Annotated in this window: 24 protein-coding genes and 4 tRNA genes; 17 read left to right on the plus strand and 11 right to left on the minus strand. The window is 68.8% G+C overall.

From position 1 onward, the window contains the following. Positions 1-142: 142 nt before the first annotated feature. The 4 genes from ABD798_RS02355 (at position 143) to ABD798_RS02370 (ending at position 2,794) form a co-directional block, all read left to right on the plus strand. Entirely contained in the window at positions 143-400 is a 258-nt protein-coding gene (locus tag ABD798_RS02355) for a hypothetical protein (RefSeq protein WP_344870782.1), read from the plus strand. 9 nt (positions 401-409) lie between these two features. Continuing rightward, entirely contained in the window at positions 410-1,174 is a 765-nt protein-coding gene (locus ABD798_RS02360; RefSeq protein WP_344870783.1) for a hypothetical protein, read from the plus strand. Between the two features lie 11 nt (positions 1,175-1,185). Further along, positions 1,186-1,608 carry a hypothetical protein gene (locus ABD798_RS02365; protein ID WP_344870784.1) on the plus strand — a complete coding sequence of 141 codons (423 nt, stop codon included), beginning with the start codon at positions 1,186-1,188 and terminating at the stop codon, positions 1,606-1,608. Between the two features lie 187 nt (positions 1,609-1,795). Continuing rightward, on the plus strand, positions 1,796-2,794 hold the full coding sequence (locus ABD798_RS02370; protein ID WP_344870785.1) for an RNA polymerase subunit sigma-70: 999 nt from the start codon (positions 1,796-1,798) through the stop codon (positions 2,792-2,794). Here ABD798_RS02370 and ABD798_RS02375 read toward each other — a convergent pair whose 3' ends face one another. After that, complete coding sequence (locus tag ABD798_RS02375) at positions 2,795-3,367, minus strand: dihydrofolate reductase family protein (RefSeq protein ID WP_344870786.1); 573 nt, start codon at positions 3,365-3,367, stop codon at positions 2,795-2,797. Between the two features lie 119 nt (positions 3,368-3,486). Here ABD798_RS02375 and ABD798_RS02380 point away from each other — a divergent pair. After that, positions 3,487-3,558 (plus strand) — tRNA-Asp (locus tag ABD798_RS02380). 6 nt (positions 3,559-3,564) lie between these two features. Here the strand turns inward: ABD798_RS02380 and ABD798_RS02385 are convergent. Beyond that, positions 3,565-3,852: a hypothetical protein gene (locus ABD798_RS02385; RefSeq protein ID WP_344870787.1), complete on the minus strand. Its 288-nt coding sequence runs from the start codon at positions 3,850-3,852 to the stop codon at positions 3,565-3,567. 40 nt (positions 3,853-3,892) lie between these two features. Between ABD798_RS02385 and ABD798_RS02390 the strand changes: the two genes are divergently transcribed. The 6 genes from ABD798_RS02390 to ABD798_RS02415 all read left to right on the plus strand — a co-directional run bounded on the left by ABD798_RS02390 (position 3,893) and on the right by ABD798_RS02415 (position 7,531). Next, a tRNA-Gly gene (locus tag ABD798_RS02390) sits at positions 3,893-3,965 on the plus strand. Positions 3,966-4,029: 64 nt separating this feature from the next. Next, positions 4,030-4,329 carry a hypothetical protein gene (locus ABD798_RS02395; RefSeq protein WP_344870788.1) on the plus strand — a complete coding sequence of 100 codons (300 nt, stop codon included), beginning with the start codon at positions 4,030-4,032 and terminating at the stop codon, positions 4,327-4,329. Between the two features lie 24 nt (positions 4,330-4,353). Continuing rightward, positions 4,354-4,427, plus strand: a tRNA-Glu gene (locus tag ABD798_RS02400). 15 nt (positions 4,428-4,442) lie between these two features. Beyond that, positions 4,443-5,771 (plus strand): SDR family NAD(P)-dependent oxidoreductase, encoded by a 1,329-nt coding sequence (locus tag ABD798_RS02405; RefSeq protein WP_344870790.1) that lies wholly within the window; start codon positions 4,443-4,445, stop codon positions 5,769-5,771. Next, positions 5,768-6,949, plus strand: coding sequence for a leucine-rich repeat domain-containing protein (locus tag ABD798_RS02410; RefSeq protein WP_344870791.1), 1,182 nt, complete (start codon positions 5,768-5,770; stop codon positions 6,947-6,949). Before ABD798_RS02405 ends, ABD798_RS02410 begins: the two co-directional genes overlap by 4 nt. Before the next feature lie 36 nt (positions 6,950-6,985). Further along, positions 6,986-7,531, plus strand: coding sequence for a hypothetical protein (locus tag ABD798_RS02415; protein ID WP_344870792.1), 546 nt, complete (start codon positions 6,986-6,988; stop codon positions 7,529-7,531). 15 nt (positions 7,532-7,546) lie between these two features. Here ABD798_RS02415 and ABD798_RS02420 read toward each other — a convergent pair whose 3' ends face one another. Both ABD798_RS02420 and ABD798_RS02425 read right to left on the minus strand, forming a co-directional pair. Beyond that, entirely contained in the window at positions 7,547-9,310 is a 1,764-nt protein-coding gene (locus ABD798_RS02420) for an ATP-binding protein (RefSeq protein ID WP_344870793.1), read from the minus strand. Next, positions 9,307-10,713: a DUF2201 family putative metallopeptidase gene (locus ABD798_RS02425; RefSeq protein WP_344870794.1), complete on the minus strand. Its 1,407-nt coding sequence runs from the start codon at positions 10,711-10,713 to the stop codon at positions 9,307-9,309. Before ABD798_RS02425 ends, ABD798_RS02420 begins: the two co-directional genes overlap by 4 nt. Before the next feature lie 33 nt (positions 10,714-10,746). Here ABD798_RS02425 and ABD798_RS02430 point away from each other — a divergent pair. Further along, positions 10,747-10,820: transfer RNA gene (locus ABD798_RS02430), tRNA-Trp, on the plus strand. 2 nt (positions 10,821-10,822) lie between these two features. Here the strand turns inward: ABD798_RS02430 and ABD798_RS02435 are convergent. Continuing rightward, positions 10,823-11,614: a hypothetical protein gene (locus tag ABD798_RS02435; protein ID WP_344870795.1), complete on the minus strand. Its 792-nt coding sequence runs from the start codon at positions 11,612-11,614 to the stop codon at positions 10,823-10,825. 49 nt (positions 11,615-11,663) lie between these two features. Beyond that, a complete protein-coding gene (locus ABD798_RS02440; RefSeq protein WP_344870796.1) occupies positions 11,664-12,074 on the minus strand; it encodes a hypothetical protein in 411 nt (136 codons plus the stop codon). Between the two features lie 466 nt (positions 12,075-12,540). Between ABD798_RS02440 and ABD798_RS02445 the strand changes: the two genes are divergently transcribed. Beyond that, a complete protein-coding gene (locus ABD798_RS02445; RefSeq protein ID WP_344870797.1) occupies positions 12,541-12,813 on the plus strand; it encodes a hypothetical protein in 273 nt (90 codons plus the stop codon). A gap of 257 nt (positions 12,814-13,070) precedes the next feature. Next, complete coding sequence (locus tag ABD798_RS02450) at positions 13,071-13,709, plus strand: DUF4097 family beta strand repeat-containing protein (protein WP_344870798.1); 639 nt, start codon at positions 13,071-13,073, stop codon at positions 13,707-13,709. Here the strand turns inward: ABD798_RS02450 and ABD798_RS02455 are convergent. Further along, positions 13,690-14,559, minus strand: a complete 870-nt coding sequence (locus ABD798_RS02455) for an alpha/beta fold hydrolase (protein WP_344870799.1) — start codon at positions 14,557-14,559, stop codon at positions 13,690-13,692. The genes ABD798_RS02450 and ABD798_RS02455 overlap by 20 nt on opposite strands. 73 nt (positions 14,560-14,632) lie before the next feature. Between ABD798_RS02455 and ABD798_RS02460 the strand changes: the two genes are divergently transcribed. Beyond that, complete coding sequence (locus ABD798_RS02460) at positions 14,633-15,925, plus strand: tetratricopeptide repeat protein (protein ID WP_344870800.1); 1,293 nt, start codon at positions 14,633-14,635, stop codon at positions 15,923-15,925. Here ABD798_RS02460 and ABD798_RS02465 read toward each other — a convergent pair. From ABD798_RS02465 to ABD798_RS02480, 4 genes are all read right to left on the minus strand, one after another. Continuing rightward, complete coding sequence (locus ABD798_RS02465; RefSeq protein ID WP_344870801.1) at positions 15,922-17,304, minus strand: methyltransferase domain-containing protein; 1,383 nt, start codon at positions 17,302-17,304, stop codon at positions 15,922-15,924. The two genes, ABD798_RS02460 and ABD798_RS02465, sit on opposite strands and share 4 nt — an antisense overlap. A gap of 66 nt (positions 17,305-17,370) precedes the next feature. Further along, a complete protein-coding gene (locus ABD798_RS37170) occupies positions 17,371-17,952 on the minus strand; it encodes a hypothetical protein (protein ID WP_425549152.1) in 582 nt (193 codons plus the stop codon). A 184-nt stretch (positions 17,953-18,136) separates the two neighbouring features. Continuing rightward, positions 18,137-18,628 carry a DUF3237 domain-containing protein gene (locus ABD798_RS02475; protein WP_344870802.1) on the minus strand — a complete coding sequence of 164 codons (492 nt, stop codon included), beginning with the start codon at positions 18,626-18,628 and terminating at the stop codon, positions 18,137-18,139. Continuing rightward, a complete protein-coding gene (locus ABD798_RS02480) occupies positions 18,625-19,014 on the minus strand; it encodes a nuclear transport factor 2 family protein (RefSeq protein ID WP_344870803.1) in 390 nt (129 codons plus the stop codon). Before ABD798_RS02480 ends, ABD798_RS02475 begins: the two co-directional genes overlap by 4 nt. Before the next feature lie 96 nt (positions 19,015-19,110). Between ABD798_RS02480 and ABD798_RS02485 the strand changes: the two genes are divergently transcribed. Beyond that, positions 19,111-19,695, plus strand: coding sequence for a TetR/AcrR family transcriptional regulator (locus ABD798_RS02485; protein WP_344870804.1), 585 nt, complete (start codon positions 19,111-19,113; stop codon positions 19,693-19,695). Positions 19,696-19,738: 43 nt separating this feature from the next. Then, positions 19,739-20,779 (plus strand): hypothetical protein, encoded by a 1,041-nt coding sequence (locus ABD798_RS02490; protein WP_344870805.1) that lies wholly within the window; start codon positions 19,739-19,741, stop codon positions 20,777-20,779. The last annotated feature ends 161 nt before the right edge of the window (positions 20,780-20,940 follow it).

Here is a 20,940-nt window from a genome sequence, read left to right on the forward strand (position 1 = left end):
TCACCGGGATGGTTGTTCGCGCCAACTAGGCCACGCGCATGAACCAGTCTGAAAGCCCCCGATTTCGCTGTTCTCCCGCTGTAGCGTCCCCGGCTGCAACGCATCGTCTGCGGCTGCGAGCAAGAACTCGGGGGACTCCTGCGTGCACGGAAGTGTCGGTGATCTGCGCGCCCAGCTGCTTCAGATCGTCGAGCAGCTGCCCGCCGCGGTAGTCCTCCAGAACAAGACCGACGCCCTCTCCGTGGCCGCCGAGCTGGCCGAAGCCTGGCGCTCCAGTGGCGACACGAGCGTCGCCGAGGTCGTCGGGTTCATCCACCAGGCCGTCGATCAGCTCGAGGGCGTCGGGGAGCGGCTTGCCTGTGCCGGAGACCTGGTGTCCGCCTACGCCAACGGCATCTAGGCGGCCGGGATGACGAACGTTGGTGAGATAGCCGAACGACTTCGCGCCGCGCTGCAGGGCCTCCGCCTGGAAGAGCTGAAGACCTCCGCCGAGTACTTGCGTGAGGAAGTCCTCGTCGTTCTCAGCGCGACCGCGGCCGAGAGCAGCCAGCCGGAACTGCTGGAGGCCGTCGAGCTGCTGGCAGGCGTGCCCGACGAGCTCGAAGCCGCCGCCGCCCTCTACACGCAGGCTCGCAGCGGAACCGAGCGATACATCCAGCGCCACAGCCGGGCTGGACGTGGAGGCGTTCTCCCCGACGCTCCGGTAACTCCCGCAGCGGAGCCGTCCTCCGGCACAAGCGTCGCGCCGACAGTAGACGCGTCTACGACGCCTCCAGGCAAGACGAAACCCAGCAGCACCAAGGCGTCGCCGCGCACGGGCAAGCCCGCCAGCTTCGGCTGGACGACCTCGACCAACTACCGCAAGACGTTCTTCGACGCCCACCCCGACACCGAAGGCAAGGTGGTCGTGCACCACGCCGTCGAGCAACAGGTGCTCAGAATTTTTCCCGGCGTGGTGCAGACCGAGGAGGTTCACTCCCTGGAGAACCTGCGAGGTGTTCCGAAGGGGCTCATCAACAACCGAGTGCACCTCAGCGCAATCCGCATCGCTTGGAACGATTTCTACAAGCCCTTCCGCAAGAACCGCACTCTTCCCACGAAACGGCAGCTCCTCGACTTCGCTACCATGATCGACGACCAGTACGGCACGTCGTTCAACCCGAGCATCAGGTGAGGCGTCCAGCCATGGGGTACTACATCGTCCAGCCCGAGGTCGCTGGCGACTTCGGCGACAACACCGTCCTCGACTTCAGCGTCGAACCGGCGGTGGTGACGCGCTTGGAGTACCGCTTCTCCGACTGGCTCGGCGACGCCGTCCTCGAATGCACCCCCTGCTTCATCGTCACCGAAGCGCTGGCTGCCGCGATCACCGAGGCTGGTCTCACCGGGGTCGAGTTCGACGAGTTGGAGGTCAGCCTCTCGCCCGAGGGCGAAGAGCTGATCGAGGAACCGTTGCCTCGCTGGAAGTGGCTGCGCTTCACCGGCAAGGCGCACCAGGAAGACCTGGGTGTCGACGAGGACTTCATGCTCGTGGTGTCCGAACGAGCACTTGCTGTGCTGCGCGAACACGGACTGAACAACGCCCGCGTGACCGAGGCACTCCAATAGCTGGGGTGCGAGCCGCGACCAGCAAGCCCTGTGGCCACACCTCGGCCATGTCCAGCAACCGCCGCACGGGGCGGGAGGGGTTTGCAAGAGCCTCGACGAGGACCGCATCTGCCCCGCACCGATCAGAAATCCTCCACCAGCCGTCAGTTCTGGCAGGCCCCGCACACCGGAGGAAGGATTGGTGACCATGACCGACGCCAAGTCGCTGGGCGCCGACGAAGCCGCGTTCATCGCGGTGGCCCGCTCGGGTGACACGGCGCGGTTCGCGCTCATCACCGAGCGCCACCGGCGTGAGCTGCAGGTGCACTGCTACCGGATGCTCGCCAACTACGAGGACGCCCAGGACCTGACGCAGGAGACGTTCCTGCGCGCGTGGAACAAGCGGGAGTCCTTCAAGGGCCATGCCGCCCTGCGGACCTGGCTGTACCGGATCGCGACGAACGCCTGCCTCGACTTCCTGGAGAAGCGCACGCCCGTACCGTTCGAGCTGCCGGACCCCGGCGCCGACATGCCGCACTTGCAGCCGTACCCCGACCTGATGCTCCCCGAAGACCCGCAGGAATCGGTGGTGGCTCGGGAAACGGTCGAACTGGCGTTCATCGTCGCCGTCCAGCACCTGCCACCGAGACAGCGAGCGGTGTTCATCCTGCGCGACGTCCTGGGCTGGCCGGCGTCGAAGACCGCCGACGCCCTCGAACTGACCGTCGCCTCCGTGACCAGCGCGCTGCAACGGGCGCGCGTGACCATGCGCGAGCACCTGCCCGGCCGCCGCCTCGACTGGCGCAGCCCCGCCGCACACGAGCTGTCGAACGACGAGCGGGCCGCGGTGAAGGCCTACATCGACGCCCATGAGCGCAACGACCTCGACCTCTTGACCTCCCTGCTCCGCGACGACCTGCGCTTCGCGATGCTGCCCGGGGCGGGCACCGTGACCAGGACAGCCAAGGACGCGGTGGACGGCTGGGTCTCAGGTGGGCTCTTCCAGCGCGGTCACGACGACTGGCGCGGCGTCGCCACAACGGTCAACCGCATGCCCGCCGCCGCGCTGTACCTGCGCACCCCCGGCGAGCGGGAGCACCGGCTGTTCGCCATCGCGGCCCTGCACGTCGTCGACGGGAAGATCGCCGAGCTCACCGGGTTCGACGCCACCGGCAAACCCTGGCTGGGCTTGGCCCGGACACTGTGATCACACCGACGACGGCGTCGTCTCGTACCGCGTCATCACCACGCCGCCCGGAAAGCTCCGCGTCTGCACCAGGTTCAGGTTCACCCGGCTCTCCAGCGCGGTGAAGAACGGCATGCCACCGCCCACCAGGACGGGGTGAGTGACGATCTCGTACTCGTCGACGAGTCCGGCACGCATGGCCGCTGCGGCGAGCGTCGCGCCACCGACCCGCATCGGCCCGCCGTCCTCGGCCTTGAGCCGGGCGATCTCCGCGACCGCGTCACCGGTGACCAGGCGCGCGTTCCAGTCGAGCTCGCCGATCGTCGAGGAGAACACCACCTTCGGCGTGTCCCGCCAGTTCCGCGCGAACTCGCGCTCCGCAGGAGTGGCGCCGGGGCGCTGGTCGCCGGTCGGCCAGTGGGAACTCATCGTCTCCCACAGCTTCCGCCCGTAGAGGAACATCTCGATCCTCAACTCCTGGTCGAGCCACCACCGGAACAGCTCATCGCTCGACACACCCCAGCCGATGTCGCCGCCCGCCGCCGCGACGTAGCCGTCCAGGGACACGTTCATGCCGTAGACCAGTTTCCGCATCGTGCCAACCTCTCGTGAGTCGATCTCACACGTACAGACGGTCGCGGCGCGGAAACCTCATCGGTGCGCGATCGACCCCCGTGATCAGGACTAGAATTCCTGGTGGAGCTCGTCGTGCGGGTCCCGTAGCGCAGAGGCAGGCGCGCCGCTTTGTCAGAGCGGAGACGTCGGTTCGAATCCGGCCGGGACCGCAGTCTTCACGAGCCGCCGCGCGCAGTGGTCGAGCGAGCCAGCAACGCCCACTTCACGTCGGGGTCTTCCTTCCACTCGTCGAGGTTGCGCGGGCGTCGGAGAGCGGCCTCGTCGGTGACCTCACGCAGCCGCTTTCGCACGTGCTCCGGCTCGACGTGCCCTTCGCCGGGAGGCGCTTGCCTGGAGAGGCCCAACAACCACGCCCCGAGCAGCGTGACGTCGTCGTGAGTCAGCCGCGACGTTCTCGGCTCCCGCCCGCTCAACAGGATCTGGTGGCGTTGAAACCACGTCACGAGCACACTGGCTAAGGTTCCCAGCGAACGCCTGTCGTAAGGTCCCGTAGCGCAGAGGCAGTCGCGCCCCTTAGCCTAAGGGGAGTACGCCGGTTCGATTCCGGCCGGGACCACTCTCTGCTCTGATGCGAGAAGTGAGACTCGTGGGTTTCTTCGTCGTCGAGCCAGAGGTCGCCGGTGAACTGGGACCGGAACCGTCTTCGATCCCAGTGGTCGTGCGCTCAGAGTGACGCGTCTGGAGTATCGCTTCACCAGCAGCTCGCCGACGCAATCAGGTGTGAGCTTACGGGCGTTGAGTGCGACGAGCTGATCGAGGAGCCGTTGCCGAACGGGAAGTGGCTGCGGTTCACCGGCAAAGCGCATCGTGAAGACCTGGGTCTCGACGAGAACTGCATGGTCGTGGTGTCCGAGCGAGCACTGAAACTCCTGCGCGAGCACGGGCTGAAATACGCCGATGTGCTCGCGGCGATCGGCTAGAGTTCGCGGCGAAACCGGTCACGGGGTCCCGTAGCGCAGAGGCAGGCGCACCCATCTACTCAAGGTGGAGAACGTCGGTTCGAATCCGGCCGGGACCACAGGGAGAGACGGGCATGAGCGGCATCACCGACGCGGAGCTCACGGCGTTCCACGACACCGTCGCCAGGCTGCGCGCCCTGCCCGAGGACGACCCGATGCGGCGGCAGGCCGAGCGGGTGGCGGAGTCCTTCGTGCGGGACGGGCGGCAGCGCCGCAGGAATCTCCGCGCCTCCGAGCGCGCTGCGACGGATGCCGAGATCGAGGCGGCGACCGCGACCGGAGCGCGCGAGCGGCGTGAGGACGCGCCGCTGGAGATGCCGACGGCGACGGAGCCCGCGGTGTTCACCAGGACGCGCCACTGCTACGTCTGCAAGGTCGGCTACCGCGAAGCGGACGCGTTCTACCACCGGCTCTGCCCTGCCTGCGCGGCGCTGAACACCGAGCGCCGCAACGCCCGCACGAACCTGGCCGGGCGCCGCGTGCTGTTGACCGGTGGACGCGTCAAGATCGGGTTCCAGCTCGCGCTGATGATGCTGCGCGACGGCGCGGAACTGCTTGTCACCACGCGGTTTCCGCACGACGCGCTGCGCCGCTTCGAAGCCGCGCCGGGCAGCGAAGCCTGGATCGACCGGCTGCGCATGGTCGGCATCGACCTGCGCGACCCGCGCCAAGTGCTCGCGCTGTGCGACTCCCTCCGCGACGAGGGCGAACCGCTGGACATTCTGATCAACAACGCCGCGCAGACGGTGCGCAGGCCGCCGGAGGCCTACGCGGCGCTCGCGGAGCGCGAAGTGGGCGCGCTGCCCGCCGCCGCGCGTGTCGCGGCAGGCTTCCGGCCGATGTTGTCAGCGGGGGAGCCAGACGCGCTCGCGCTGGTTTTGGCGGAGGTCGACGAAGCGGGCCTGCTGCCGGACACCTCGCCGGTGAACTCCTGGTCGGCGCGGATCGGCGAGCTGGACCCCGCCGAAGTGCTGGAGACGCAGCTGGTCAACGCGCTCGCGCCGACCCTGCTCTGCGACCGGCTGCTGCCACTGCTGCTGGCCTCACCGCACCCCCGCCGCTACGTCGTCAACGTGACCGCCGTCGAAGGGCGCTTCGAGGTCCGCAACAAGATGCCCGGCCACCCGCACACCAACATGGCCAAGGCCGCGCTCAACATGCTCACCCGCACCAGTGGCCCGGAGCTGAGCCGCGACGGGGTCTACATGTGCGCGGTGGACACCGGCTGGATCACCGATGAGAACCCGGCGCCGAAGAAGAAAGCTTTGTCCGACAAGGGATTTCGCACGCCACTGGACATTGTGGACGGAGCCGCCCGCGTGTACGACCCGATCGTGCGCGGCGAGGCGGGCTCCCCGGTCGCGGGCGTGTTCCTCAAGGACTACCGGGAAGCGGCGTGGTGAACCGACCGCACGCTGACCTCGAACCGCTGCTGTCCTGGCTGCGCACGGGCGTGACCCCGTCGGAGCGCCTGGACTTCGCGGCCGGCACGGCCCTGCCTGACGGGCGGCTCGACCTGTGCAAGCAGGCACTGGGCCCGAGCGGAGCCGAACTCGTCGCTTCCGCGTTGCGGCCGGGCGTTGTGCGGCACCTGCTCATGGGCACCGACGGCCTCGGCGACGAGGGCGCGGCCGGGGTCAGCGAGCAGGCCGTTCAGCACCAGGTCGAAACGTTGTACTTGGGCTGCAACGGAATCACGGCAGGCGGAGCTTGCCGGATCGCGGACAACCTGCGCATGTCGCCGCAAGCGGGCAGGGTCACCGGCGTCTGGCTCAAGCGCAACCCGCTGGGGGAGGGAGCGGGGGACGCGGCCGCGGCGCTCGTGGAGTCCGCGCGCTCGCTGCGCACGCTCGACCTCGTCCAGACCGGCCTGGACGCCGCCGGGCTCGCGGTTCTCGTGGACGCGCTGATCACCGCGCACGCGACCGGACGGCGCGTCGAGCGCCTCTACGTCGGCGGCAACCCGTTCGGTCCGGCCGGAGCCCAGCACCTCGCCCGCCTGGTCGCGGCCGGAGCGGTCGACGAGCTGTACGTCTCCGCCTCCGGACTCGGCGACGAGGGCGCGAACCTGCTCGCCGAAGCCCTCGTGCCCGACCGGGCGCCCCGGCGAATCTCCCTGGCCAGCAACGGAATCGGCCCCTCGGCAGCCGCCGGACTCATCGCCGCAGCGGTCCCCACCGGTGTCGAGCTGTGCGACCTCGGCCGCGTGCGTGCCGCAGGAGCCCTTGGCGCTCAGGACAACCAACTCGACGAAGCCGCCACGGCCACCATCGCCGAAGCACTGGGAGCCGGACCGCACCGGCTGCGCCACCTCGTGCTGACCGACACCGGCATGCGCAGTCGTGAAGCCCACCGCCTGCTCGACGGAGCGCGGAAAGCGTTGAGCCCTACCAGATTCCGGCTCGGCAAGGGCATCGCCACCAGCGTCAAACAGCGACTCGACGCGCTCAGCGCCAGCGTCCCCCGAAACCCCGAGGTGTCGCCCGACGTCGCCGCCGTGCAGAGCGTGCACCGCCAACCGCCACCTGAACATTCCGCCAGCAAGGAAATCGGTGGACCTGCCGACAGGGGCACGTCGTAGGGTTCGCAGACACGGTCGGCGGTGAAGGAACGGTGAATGGCGGGACTGTACAAGATCTGGCAGCGGGCGGAGGTCTCGCGCAGGCTCGACATGTTGTCGGGCTTCGTCGCGATGTGCGTGACGGGGGACGACGACGCGCGCAGCCGTCTCGCCCAGCTGGTTGCCCGCGCGGACGCGGCCCTCTCCGCTTCGCCCCCGGATCTGGCGGCCGCCTCGGCGCACCTGGACGAACTCCTCCTGTGGGCTGAAACGGAGTGGGCCGACCACCCCTACCGCCCCCTGGAAGCCCGGCCTGACGAGGCCGACCGGCAGACGCGCGACTACGCCAAGGATCTCAGGTTCGCCGCACTGCCGGTCCGCTTCCGGGACGAAATGGGCCGCATCGAACTCAGCCTTGAGGTGCGGTTCCTGGCCCTGTGCCGCCGACCGGAGTTTGACTGCCGGACCCGCCAGGACATCTTCTACGTCGCCGGGCGCGCCGCGATGGCCCTCGATCTCGGGCACTTGGAAGCGGCAGAGCGCGAGATCCGGCGCATGGAGAGGGTGGGTGCCGCGCGGCCACGGGAGAGCCGCTGCGGCTGATTCGCCGTTCCGGGGTCAACGCGGCATCTTCGCGAACGTCTCGACCCAGAACTTCTGCCGGTCCGCGCCCACACCGACCAGGTACGTCGCGCGCAGCTTCGGCGGCAGCAGCGCCACCAACGCGGTGACCGCCTTGCGGTGCTTGCGCAGCTGCGACAGCTCAGCGTTGGCGATCACCTGGTGCACGACATCGCTGTCGTTGGTGCCCTCGCTGGACTTCGCCGCGCGCGCCAGCCGCGCCTCCCACGCCCGCAGATTCCCCGCCAGCTCGCGCAGTCCGGTCACCTGGCGCTTGTTCAGCCGGTCGATCAACGCGCTCAACGGCACCGGCGCGTACTCGCCGTCACCGAGGTAGATCGTGCCCAGCTCCAACGGCAGCCCGCGCTCGTGCAGCTTGATCAGCCGCTCCAGCGTGCGCTTGGTGATCCACGCCCGGCCCTCGTCGTCGATGTCGTGCTTCCACCACTCCAGCACCGTCTCCGCGACCGGGCCGTAGCGCGAGATCAACCACTCGTTGGCCGGGATGTCCTCGGGCTCCACGACCAATGAGGCCGTGAACCGCGTCGCCTGCGCGATGTTGTTGCGCGCCACCAGGAGCTTGCGGCCGAGGTGGTACGGCGGGTTCTGGATGGCGACCTGCGCGCGCAAGTTCTCGATCTTGTGCCCGGCCAGCGACCACTCCTGCGTGATCTCCATCAGCTTCGCGAACGCGGCCTTGTCCTTGGGGCGGTTGTACTCGTCCCACACGATCGCCTTCGGCTCGCGCCCGGTGAACACCTGTGCCAGCAAGGTGTTCAGCGAGCCGTTCGCCGTCGGGATCGGCGCGCAGAGGTCCTCCACGTTGGTCACCGGCAACGAGAAGTACAGCGGCGCGCGCCCGATCTCCCCGCGCACGGTCTCCCGCACGACCTGCGTCTTGCCGCAGCCGGGAGGGCCTTGCAGCAGCACGCTCCACCGGTTGCGCACCGCCGCCCGCACCACGCGGCGCACCGGGTCGTCGATCGTCGCGGGATTCGACACGCCCAGCAGGCTCGCGATCCGGTCCAGGATCTCGCCGGTCCGGTTCTGCCCGCCGCGCTGCTCGACCAGCCGCAGCCGCTCGCCGTTGACCAGCGGAAGCCCCCAGCGCAGCGGGAAACCCTCGCGCGCGTTGGCGAGGATGTGATCGACCGTGCGCGGGGACAGCATCTCGCGCAGCTCGGGGTCGAGCGAAGCCCACATGGTGAACACGCCGTCGAGCTGCCACTCCCGGTACTTCGCGGCGAGCTTCTGCCGCCACGCGGTGTCGTTGGCGCTCACCCGCACCGTCACCATGCGGTCGAGGATCGCCAGGTCGCTGCGCCGCGTCGAGGTCTCGGCCAGCGACTCGTTGTCGGTCAGGAACACCCCGATGCAGCCCAGCGCGCGCAGGTCGTGCTCGCCGAGCGTCCAGTCACAGGCGATCTGCATCAACTGCGACTGGATCGTCTCGCCCGCCTGCAACGAGTCGTCGATCAGCAGCACGAACTTCCGGCCCGGCTTCAGCTGGTCCATCACCAGCTGCCGCAGCACCAGCTCACCGCTGCGCGGGTCGCGCACCGGCGTGTTGATCAGCAGATCGTCCGGGGTCAGGTTCGCCGCGGGCACGAACACCAGCTCGACATCGGGGTAGGCCTGCGCGATGTGCGAGAAGAACGTGGCCGTCTTGCCGATGCCGTGCGTGCCGAAGACCTGCCCGGTCTGCCCGATGTCGATCATGGCGTCGATGAAGCCCGCCAAGCGGGAACGGTCCTCGGTCATCGGGTGCTCGTCCTCTCCGGAACGCGGACGCGGTGGCAGTCCATCTGCGGGGTGTGGGCGTCGGGCCAGTCGTCGCCGCCCTCGGTGATCAGCCAGATCCACTTGTCCGGCTCGGCGGGAGTGACGTGCGGCGCGCATCCGTCGGTCAGCACCACGACCGCGTCCGGCTTCTCCTCAAAGCGTTGTCCCGCAACGACTGTACGGCCTTCGACGTAGTCGACGACCGCCTGGAAGCTCGTGCCGCCACCACCGAGCACGCGCTCGCCCGGCTTGAACGGCATCACCACGGCGTCGAAGGACAGCCAGTGCGCCTGCACCCGGTCGATCTCGCCGACCAGCTCCGTCAGCCACTCGATCACCCGGTACGGCATCGATCCCGACGTGTCGTAGGCGATCACCAGCACCTTGTCGCGCTCCGGCCCGCTCCGCGACAGCAACGGGTCCAGCCCGAGCGCGGCCAGCACCGCCCCGCGCTTCTTCGGGTACACCAGCCGCTCACCCGCGCGCAGCTTCGACGCGAGCACGTCGACGAGCCAGCGCTGCCACCAGTCGACCTTGCCCGTGCGCGCCGTCCTCCCGCGAAGCGCACCGGCACCGAGGCTGCCCCAGATGCGGCTCGCGCGCTCCGAGCTGCCATCGGTGCGGTCCATCAGGTCCAGCAACTCCGACTCCGCCCCGGTGTGTCCGCGCCGCGCGCCCAACAGCGAGTTCAGCAGCACCGAGGAGCTCACCGCGTCGATCGTCTCCTGATCCACCGGCACCGCGCCGTCGAACAGGTGCAAGCACACAGGCGTAGGAACCGGAGGATTGCGCATGCGCTTCAGCTCCGCGTACACGCCGAGATCGGTCCGCACGAACTCCGCGTAGTCGAGCGCGGTCAAGCCTTGGCGCGCCACATCCGCCACGTAGTCCGCGTGCACCGTCCTCGGGTCGATCCCGACCCGCTCACCGCGCAGCAGCGGCAACTCCGCGCGCTTGAGCCGAACCATCACCACGTGGTTGATCGCCACCTCGGCCGCCACCGTGAACACCGGGTCCGCGCGCAGCTCCGCATCGGCGAACAAGTGCCTGTGCACCAGGTGCCGCGCCTCGTGGAACAGCACGAACTTCACGCCGCCCAAGCCGATGCCGACGAAGAAGTCCGGGTTGTAGATCAGCAAGCAGCTGCCGTCCCCGCTGGACACCACCGCCGCCGTCTCGATCGCCGTCGTCGCGATCTGGTGGTGGCACTTGGCGTACAGCCACGACGCGACCGCCGAGTCGGTCAGCCCGAAGTCCAGCAGCGCCGCGTCCTTGAGCCGCTCCGCCTCGGCGAGCACGTCGGGATCGGCCGGGCGCCAGCGAACCAGGGCCCGGCGATCCGCCAGGTCCACCACGTGCGGGCGCCGCAGGCCGTGGTCCATCGTCCCTCCTCGACTGCTCGTACGATCTTCGCGGCGGGCCGTAGCGCAGCGGCAGACGCGCCGGTCTCCAGAACCGGAACACGCTGGTTCGAATCCAGCCGCCCGCCGCCTACGAGTGCGCGATTGCTCCGCAGGTCGACACCAGCTCCGGCACGGTCCCCGTGAACGTCGGCAGCAACTGCGCCAGCACCGCCCACGCCTCCACGTTCCCGCTCAGCTCCTGCCGCACCAGCGGAGCGAGCACGTCCAGCGCTTCGACCATCCGCTTCGGGAACAGGCGCGGCCCCAACTCCAGGACGCGCAGCACGTTCCGCGCGGGCGTCCACGCCTGCGCGTACTCGCCAGGACCATCGACGATCCCGGCTTGGCGAAGCCGATGGCTGAACTTCGGGTGCGACCCGAACTGCGCACGGACCTCGGCCGGGCAGTCGATGCGCACGGTCAACGCCCACCGCGCGTACCCCGGCAGCGCCTCCGCACGATCCGCCGCCGCGATCTCCGGCCAGTCCGCCGTGACGACCGCTCCGGCCGCACGGTCTCCTTCGTGCTTGGTCGTCACCCCGCGCAGACGGCCGATGACGTCGGTCGCGGGTTTCGCGGCGAGGTAGCTACCCCGGAACGGCAGCGGACCGGCGGCGCCACCGAACGGCGTTCCGCGCGCGATCTCCCGGCGGATCACCCCGTCTGCGGCGGGATGGTTGAAGACGATCTCGTTGATCGCCGGATCGTCCTCCTGCAACATCCACAACAGCACCGAGGCCGGGACACCGCTCAGCCGCTGGGGCATCAGGTGATCGGGCACCGGAGTGGCCGCGGCGAGGCCGAGCCGGGCTCGCACCCGCTCGGCGTCCTCCGCCGCGACCAACCCCAGAAGCACCTCGAACTGCCTGTCACCGCCCACGCGGGGATTCTGTCAGCACGCCCGATTCATGCGCACGGGATTTCGGTGGCTACTGCGACACAACGCGACCCGAGTACCAGGACTTGCCCTCGTAGTGGAAGCTGACACCCAGCCCACCGAAGATCACGAACTGCCCGCTGCTGGCCAGCCGTCGTCCCGGCTGCACCACCGCTTCCGCCGCGTTGTAGGGGAAGAGATTGGACGGATTGATCCCGACCAGCTTCTCGCCCGGGTTCGCCCCGGACAGCACCACCTCGAACCAGCCACCCGGCCAACGCAGGATGTCCAGGTGCCGCCCCGCGACGCGGTTGGACCACACCACGTCGTAGTTCATCGCCGGAAACGCCTGCTGCAAAGGGATGCTGGTGACAGTGGGGGCCGCCGAGGCCGCCGGACTGATCGACGCCGCCGCCAGGGCGACAGCCGCGACCCCGACCACTTTCTTGATCACGTTTCTCATGAGCCCAGTCTCGGAGCGGCGAGCGCGGCGGGCCTCAAGCTGCTGGAGGACCGCCGTGTCCACCGGTCGCACGATGGCCGCGCGTCCCCTCGGCAGATGCCGCGGTCAACAAGCCCGAGGGCCGAGCACTGGCCGCACAGCTGCGCCAGATCGCCGTCGATCTGCTGGTGGCCCGCTCGCGCTGATCACGCGCGTTCTCACGGGAACCGGGCTCCTGACCGTCACGAGGAGCTGTGATTTTCGGGGCGGTGTGCGGATTCATCACATTCCGCGACACCGGGAGGGGTCCCCGGCACGTCGAATACAATTCACGGATTTTCTTTGATGCATTCCGCTGGCATGCGTTCGCGATTCACCCAAATGCAGGTATCTTCTGCGGGTTGTTATCACCATGATGGGTGGCGAAATCGGAGTTCGGGATCTAATTCTCCATGTGAGGACTGCCTTTCATGGCTGGGGAGGAACTATGGCCAAGGTTCGCCTGACAATTTCCTGTATCGTCGCAGCGTTGGGCTTCGCGCTGGTGGGAGTGTCCGCCGAAGCGGCTCCGGCCACTCCGGTCACCAGTACTTCCGTGACCGCGCAGGGGAGCTGGCACTACATCAGCACCCACTACTACAAGGCGCTCTCCTCATTCAATGGAAGTAATTACATCAAGAGGATGTGGCCCGCCTACACTCACTATGAATGCAGGATGAAGCCGGACACCTACTACGAGCTGTGGGTGCACAGGGCCTAGGAATTGTGCCAGGATGGGCATGTCGTTGTCTTCGTGGATTGCCGCGACATGCCCATCCTGTCGCGGAGGTTGGGGTGTCTTCAAGACCGGCGAACCCTCCTGTTGATCATCGTTAACCGCCGCAAACTCGCGGGACGGCGCCCAGCCTCAGTCGGCTGGAGGACCGGCGTGTCCACCGGGCGGATGATGGCGCGGGGGACGGCGCTGGGCACGGTGGTCACCGAGGCCGTTCCCGGAGTGAAAGAGCGTTGACAGAGATGAAGAAGCTGGCCGGCGTCGTGCTCGCCGTGTCCTTCGCCGTGATCGGCTCCGGCTGCGCGGTGGTGAACAAGGCGACCGAAGAGATCGAGAACCAGAGTGACGAGTTCGGTGCCGAGATCAAGTCCGTCGACCTGAACAACCTCGTCGGCACCATCACCGTCACCGGAACCACCGGCGGCAAGCTGACCGTGAAGCGGGCACTGACCCAGCAGAGCACGCGCAAGTCGCACGCCAAGGTGGACAAGAGCGGCAGCGCGCTCAAGCTCGTCGGCGAATGTTCCGGCATGGGCGGCGACTGCAAGGTCGAGTGGGACATCGAGGTGCCCAAGGGCGTCACGGTCAAGGTGGTCAACAAGGCGGGCGATGTGACCCTGAAGAACATCGACGCCAAGGAGATCGACGCGCGCAGCAAGCTCGGCGACGTCACCGTGGACGCGACCGGCTCCTTCGACAAGCTCGACGCACACTCCGAAAGCGGCGAGATCACCGTGTCCGTTCCCGGCGGCAAGTCCTACACCGTGACCGCGAAGGCCAAGGAACGCCGCGGCAAGACCGACATCCAGGTGCAGAACGGCTCCGGCCCGGCGATCAACGTCAGCTCGGAGCGCGGCGACGTCACGGTGAAGAACGCCTGACCGCACTGGACGAGCTCGTGCGGGCTGTGTGCTCCAGCATCGCGGAGGCGAGCGTCGCCCACGCAGCCTTCGTGAGGTCCTGGCCGACTCCTTCGAGCGGAAGCAGCCGGGCGCCGGGGATCTCCGCGGCCAGCGCAATCGCGTTGCCGTAAGGGAAAAACCCATCGGCGGTGCCGTGCACGACCAGCGTCGGCACTGCCAGCTCGCCCAGGCGCTCGCGCCACCGCGCTCCCGGATCGGTGGCCGCGATGTTGAAGAAGGACGCCATGTCCTTGGCACGCTTGTGCGTCTGCTCCGCGACCTCGCGCACGGCGGCCTCATCGAAGCCGTCCTCCGGAGACCTGGCGCGCGCCGCACCGACCAGGTACTCCACCACGGCAGTCCGGTCCGCCCAGTCCGGGCGCGGAGTGCCGGTCACGTACACCATTACCTCGGCGGAGTGCTCGGGCAAGTCGGCGTCGTTGGGGCCGTGCGCGGTCGGCCGGGTCGACACCAGGGTCAGCGAGGCCACCCGCTCCGGGTGGTCCAGCGCGGTGAGCTGCGCGATCCACCCGCCGACGATCCTGCCAGCGACGTGCGCCTTCCCGAGCCCGAAGGCGTCGAGCAACCCGACCACGTCAGCGCTCAGATCACGCAGGTCGTACCCGGGCGCATCGGGCGGATACGCCACCGACCGCCCGTGATCGCGCAAGTCGTAGCGCAGCACGAACCTGCCCCCTGCGGCCAATCGCGCGCACAGCCCCGCATCCCATGACGACATCGGGCCCGCGCCGACCAGCACCACCGCGGGGTCCTGCTGCACACCGAAGGACTCGACCGCCAGCTCGATCCCACCGACTTCAACGAACATCTCCACGCTCATGTCTAACCGACGAACGGGAACGTCGCCTGCGGACACGTCCCGCCGCGTAGGGTGCGCGGGCATGGAGGCCGCTGATCTTGACTACCGGGCAAGGACCTTGTCCGGCTGCATCCCTCCGTCGCTGGTTTCCCGCTTCCTGGAACTCGGCCACGGGGACGAAGTGGAGTTCCAGGCCACCCGTGGCGAGTGGTTCTGCGCACGTGAATGGGCACGGCTGCTCGGTGAGCAGGGGCGGCATGCGGAGGCGTTGACGGTGCTCGCTCCCTACGTCGCTACGGGCTGGTGGCCGGCCGCGCAGGCACAGGCGGAACTGCTGGAGAGCTGGGGGAGGGCAGCCGAGGCGATCGAGCTGGCCCGGCAGCACACCAGGGCAGGGCGGTTCCCGCAGGCGTTCCTCGGGCGACTGCTCGCCCGGCACGGACGCCAGGACGAGGCGATCGAGCTGCTCAGCGCCGGAATCGACGAGCCGCTGCTCGCCACCGCGCTGGTCGAGGTCTCCGAGGGAGCGGGCAGGGACGAGGACATCGCCGCGCTGCTGGCCGCGCGCATCCCGGCCGAGCACCGCTGCGACGGTCCGTGGTGCTGCAGCGGGCTCGACCCGGACACGGCGACCGGCCTGCTCGCCACCATCCGCGAACGCCAGGGCCGCATCGACGAGGCGATAGCCCTGCTGAACACCCAGAACTTCACCTCAGAACAGCTCGCCGGCCTGCTCGCCAGACATGACCGCCTCGACGAACTCCGTGAGCACGCGGCCTCCGAGCACCACGGGTACGCCGCGCGTCGGCTGGCCGAAGTGCTGGAAGAGCGCGGTGACCTGGACGGCGCGATCTCCGTCTACCAGCAGGCGATCGACTCACCGGAGGGCCAGTGCCACGGCTCGGTCCACCTGGCGCAGCTCCTGGCCCGGCACGGCCGAGGCGAGGAGGCGATCGAGGTGATGCGCGCGCTCGCGGACTCTCCCGATGGCGCCGAGGACTGGATCGTCGGCATGCTGTGCGAGCTCTACGCCGACGAGGGCCGCGCTCGGGACGGCCTGGCCTACCTCGACACCCTCAAGGCACGCCACGACGGCGAGGAGTATTGGGACCTCTTCAAGTCGCGGATCCAGCTGATGGCCGACTGCGGATCGCTCGACGAAGCGATTGAGCAAGCGCGAACGCACCCCGAGGGCGATACCTCGTTCGCGTTGTGGACCATCTCCGACCTCCTCGCCGAGAACGGTCAGCTTGAGGAGGCCGTCGCGGTCCTGGAAGCACACGACTCGGCCAGATCCGGCCCTCTCGCAGACCACCTCATCACCCTCGGCCGGGTCAAGGACGCCGTGGCACTTCTGCAACAGCGTGAGTCCTAGCCGGCGCGAGCGCGCTTCCTCCGGCTCGTCGGTGTGCCTGGTTCGAGGTAGCGCGGCGGAAGCCCGATGACGACGAACCGTTCGACGAGGTCGGCGACCTCAGGGGTCAACTCGCCGCGGTGCACGGCCGCGAGGGTTTCCTCTCGCACCGTTCGCGCGGGAGCGTGATAGCCGAGCATCGCCGCATTCTCGAACGCGTACCAGACGGAGGGGAACTGAAAGGTCAGCTCGTGCCGACCGTTCTCTGAACGGGCGCGGTAGAGCGGGTTGACCGCCAGCTCGGCGGCGGCGTGCGGCCACGTTCCCTCGGGGCGTGGTGGCGGGAGCTGAACGGGCTGAGCCGCGGCGATGAGGGTGAGCCACTTGGTGTGGCGGGAATCCGCGCCTGCGGGGTCGACCTTCGCGGGGGTGTTCTCCAAGTAGGACCGCACGAGTTCCTGCTCGTCGACCAGGACGTGCTGGAGGTCGTCGACCAACCGCAGGTACTCATCAGGGGCGAGCTCGTCCCCCTCGTTCGGTTCCACGAGCCGGTTGCCCACCCTGGTCAGCAGCAGAGGCCCGTCGGGAGCGCACCGGCGGAACTCGCGCAGGCACAACTGCTTGTCCGGCAACAGGTGGAAGGCATCGGAGCACAGCGCGGCGGAGAAGGTCCCGTCTCCGAAGGGAAGCGGGTCACCGGCGTCGGCGCACACGAACTCCGCGTCCGGGGCGATGAAGTGGCGTGCCACCCAGAGCTGGAAGAAGTTGCGATCGACACCGACAACGCGACCCGGTCCTGGCAGGCTGTGCGCGAGGTGGCCGAATCCGCACGCGAGGTCCAGTACCGGTCGGCCGTCCTCGGGCAGCACGGTCAGGGCAGCCAGCGCCGCGACGTGCCTCGGTTGGCCGAAGCGGTAGAGGAAGTAGGCCAGCAGCTCCCCGTCGATGCCCTGTGAACGCTCGTAGAACAACCGCATCCACTGCTCAGCGGTCTGCGACGTCCGGTCCTCGGCGAGCAGCCGCCGGACGGTGCGCCGCCGTGCCGCGAGCGCGAGGGTGCGCAGCAGCGGCAGGCCGAGCAGCCGCCGGCCACCGGGCACGGGACGCCGCCTGAAGGTCAACCTCGGCGGGAACGCCAGCAGCCGCACCAGCGCCTCATCACCCCGGCCCGCGCGAACCAGGTCGACCAGTTCGGTCACCGCCGGGCCGGGGACCTCCTCAAGACCGGTGGTGTGCTCCTGGACCGGAACGCGGCCGTGCCGGATCACCGGAATCCCGTCGAGCACCGGGTAGGTGTGCCGACCGCACTCCACCAGCCCGAAACCCGGAGAAGCCGAACCGGTTTCTCGAAAGCTGAGCGGTTGGGCGCAGAGCGGGCACAGCAACGATTCGTCGAGCACGACGGAAGACTCCTGCGACCACGTAGCGAACGATCACTCCGAGCGGTAACGATTCACCGCACGCCCCTATCGAGTGACGCCTTGGACGTGATCACCCGCTTGTCGGCGATCATGCGCCCGAGCACTCCACGCGGTGTCGCGGAGCAGCCGCAGCCCGTTGAGACCGACCACCACCGTGGAGCCCTCGTGACCGAGCACGCCCAGCGGTAGTGGCAAGGTGCCGAACAGGTCCCACAGCACCAGCCCGGCGATGAACGCTCCGGCCAGGACCAGGTTCTGCACCACCACACGGCGTGCTCGCCTGGACAGCGCGACCACTGCGGGCACAGCGGCCAGCTCATCGCGCACGACCACGACGTCCGCGGCCTTCAACGTCACGTCCGAGCCGACTCGGCCCAACGCCGACGGCGCCGAAAGCGGCGACGGACATGCCGTGCCCGTACACGGGTTGAACGTCGCCAACGCGTCACCGAGCACGAGGAAACCGGCTGGCCACGGTGACACCAGTTCGATGGGCACGACCGCGCCGCCCTGACCGGTGGTGGGGTCGGGGGAGACGAGCACCAGCGGGAAGCCGTGCTCCGCCTCGGCCGGAGCACGGAAAACCCTTGAAGCGTAAGCAAGTCCGGCGTCGATGACTCGAATCACCGAGCAGCCCGGTGACCTCCGTGCCGGTGCGCACCTCGATTCGTCCGGAGGCGAGCGCGCGCTCCCGCACGACGTGGTCGAGCAAGCCGCGACTGCACGTGAGGATGTACTGCGTGGACGGCAGGCAGCGGTCGATATGCGTTCGGAACTGATTGATCTGATCAGTGAGCGTTCCCGTCGCGCGCTACAGAACCCGGTACATCCGGTGATCGATCCGGCCTGTGCCGTACTCGCCGTGGCCGACCACGACCAGTCCGGACAGCCATGAGTAGCGTTCGTCGGAGGTCTCGAACCTCGGTGTCGGCCGCACGTAGCTCTCGTCGATCGACAGCCGTTCCCCGGCGGCCAGCCGCTGCCGGCCGTCGGAGGGGAACCGGAGCACTCCGTTCGACTCGTAGTGGATGAGGACGCCGTCGTGGGTGCGCAGGGTCGCGCGCACGTCCATGCGGCTGACCCCGTCGGCGCCCAGCCACACCCAGTCGCCGCCCCCGGGCAGCATTTCGCCGCGGAAACCCGGCCCGGTGAAGCGGCCCCCCTTGACCACGAAGGTCATCCGGGTGCCGAGCGGCGTCGAGATCATCTGGGCCGGCTCCAGGTCGATGCTGAGGTCGCAGAGGTGCTCGACCGGCAGCGCGTCCAGCACCGCCCGATCGAACAACGGCGTGGCGGCGTTCACGCGCGCTCACCTCCGAACGCGGCCTTCAGCTCGGCGAAGTCGAAGAAGGTGTCCTTCCGCGAGACGAGTCCATCGGGTGCCACCTCGACGACGTCGAGGCAGTGAACGCCCTTGCGCTCTTCGCCGGGCCGCTGGAACGTCAGCGTCCAATCCAGCACCCAGTGGCCGGTGCCGTACAGCGTGCGCCGCTCGTCGAAGCCGAAGCCCGGGTAGAGCTCGAAGACGTGCGCGAACTCCTCGCGCAGGGCCTCGCGGCCGTGGACCGCGGTGCCGCGTCCGTGGGCCTGGAACTGCGAGTCGGGGGTGTGCAGGGCGACGATCGCGTCGACGTCGCGCGCCCCCCATGCGGCGAAGTACCGCTTCGCGATCTCGGACAGGTCCTGCATCGTCGAGTCACTCCTCTGGTCGTGGGATGCCGACGCTAAGGGATACGAGCGTACGTGGCAATACGTATGGTCGTATTTTCCGATACGATCGTATCCATGACTCGGACAGGCGACGCCCGCCGCGGCGCGATCGTCGATCGCGCCATGCACATCGCCTCGGTCGAAGGTCTCGAAGGCCTGACCCTCGGCCGCCTGGCAGAGGCCCTGCGCACCAGCAAGAGCGGTATCCAGACGCTCTTCGGCACCAAGCAGGAACTCCAGCTCGCGATCATCGCGGCCGCGTCACGGGTCTTCGAACGGGATGTCAGCCTGCCCGCCCAGCAGCAGCCCGCCGGGCTCGCGCGACTGCGGACGCTGATGTCGCTGTGGATCGACTACCTGAAGACCTTCGAAGGCGGATGCCTCTTCGTCGCCGCCGCCAGCGAACTCGACGACCGGCCCGGCCCCGTGCGGGACGCGGTCGCCGAAGCGGTCGCCCGCGCCTGCGCCCTGCTCCGCCACGACGTCGAACTCGCCCTGCGGCTGCGCGAGCTCCCCGAGGACACCGACGCCGAGCAGCTCGTCTTCGAACTGCACGCCATGGTGCTCCAGGCGAACCACGATCGTCAGCTCCTCGGCCGCGACGACGCCCTGATCCGCGCCCACAACGCGGTGAACCGCCTCCTGCGCACCGGGTCGTGACGCGGGACGCTTACCGGCGATCTCGCGGGGTACTCGGTCACGCATGCAGAAGACCGTTGTGCTCGGTCTGCTCGCCGATCCCGGGCTGGCCACAGACATCGTGGAGGACCTCGCGGAAGACCTGCCGCGGCGACTGCGGCGTGAGGTGAACGCAGACGTGGAGTGGCGAGTGGTGTCCATCTGCGACCACTTCGCCGCCGACGAGCACGGCACCGTGCGGCACGCGGTGGAGGCCGTGCGTGATCAGGTCGCCGACGAGCGCTGCGACCTCTGGGTGTGCCTGACGGACCTCCCGCGCAGGACCGGTACCGACCCCGTGGTCGCCGACGCCAGCTTCGCCGACGGGCTGGCCGTGGCCTCGCTCCCAGCGCTCGGCAGCCTGGGCCTGCGCCGCAAGACCGGAGAGGTGATCACCGCCGTCGTCGCCGAGCTCACCGACCGTGAAGTCCCGATGAAAGGCCTCGCGCGGCGGCTGGACTCACCGACCGACGACATCGGCGTGCGGTTCGTGGCCCCCGGTCTTCGCGGCCGACTGAGGCTGCTCGCCGGCATGGTCAGGGCGAATCGGCCGTGGAGGCTCGCGATGGGGCTGTCCAGCGTGCTCGTCGCCGCGCTCGGCACGGGCGCCTACACGTTGATCAGCCCGACCATGTGGTCGCTCGGTGCCCACTCCAGCGTGGCCAGGTTGGTCGCGGCGATGCTGCTGTCCATCACCTCGATGGTGGTGTGGCTGATCGTCACCCACCAACTGTGGGAACGCCGGTCCGACGCGGTCGGCAAACAACGGGCGCGGCTGTACAACGTCACCACCGTTCTCACCCTCGTGCTGGGGATCTCCACGCTGTACCTGGCGCTGCTCGTGCTGGTGCTCGCGGCTGCCGCGCTCGTGCTCGAACCGTCCGTGATGGGGGCGCAAGTGGGCCACCCGCTGACCGGCGGCGACTACTTCGGCCTGGCTTGGCTCGCCGCGTCCGTGGCGACCGTGGCCGGGGCGTTGGGTGCGCGACTGGAGAGCGACGACGCGGTGCGCAACGCCGCATACGGTCACCGCCAACAGCAACGCCGCGAGAAACTCCGGAAATGACCCCGCAGGCCTCCAGCTCGCCGGGGAACCCAGCTGGGAGATGTCCACGCAACGACCGAGAATTCGCTATCCAGCAAGGAAAACCCTGTCCGAACGCGGCCACGACCACTCGTTCGAGTGATCAACTTCTTGCTACGCTCCGGCGTCCTCGCACGACGCCG

This window comes from Allokutzneria multivorans (assembly GCF_039537405.1).
In the GTDB taxonomy this organism is placed as follows: Bacteria; Actinomycetota; Actinomycetes; order Mycobacteriales; family Pseudonocardiaceae; genus Allokutzneria; species Allokutzneria multivorans.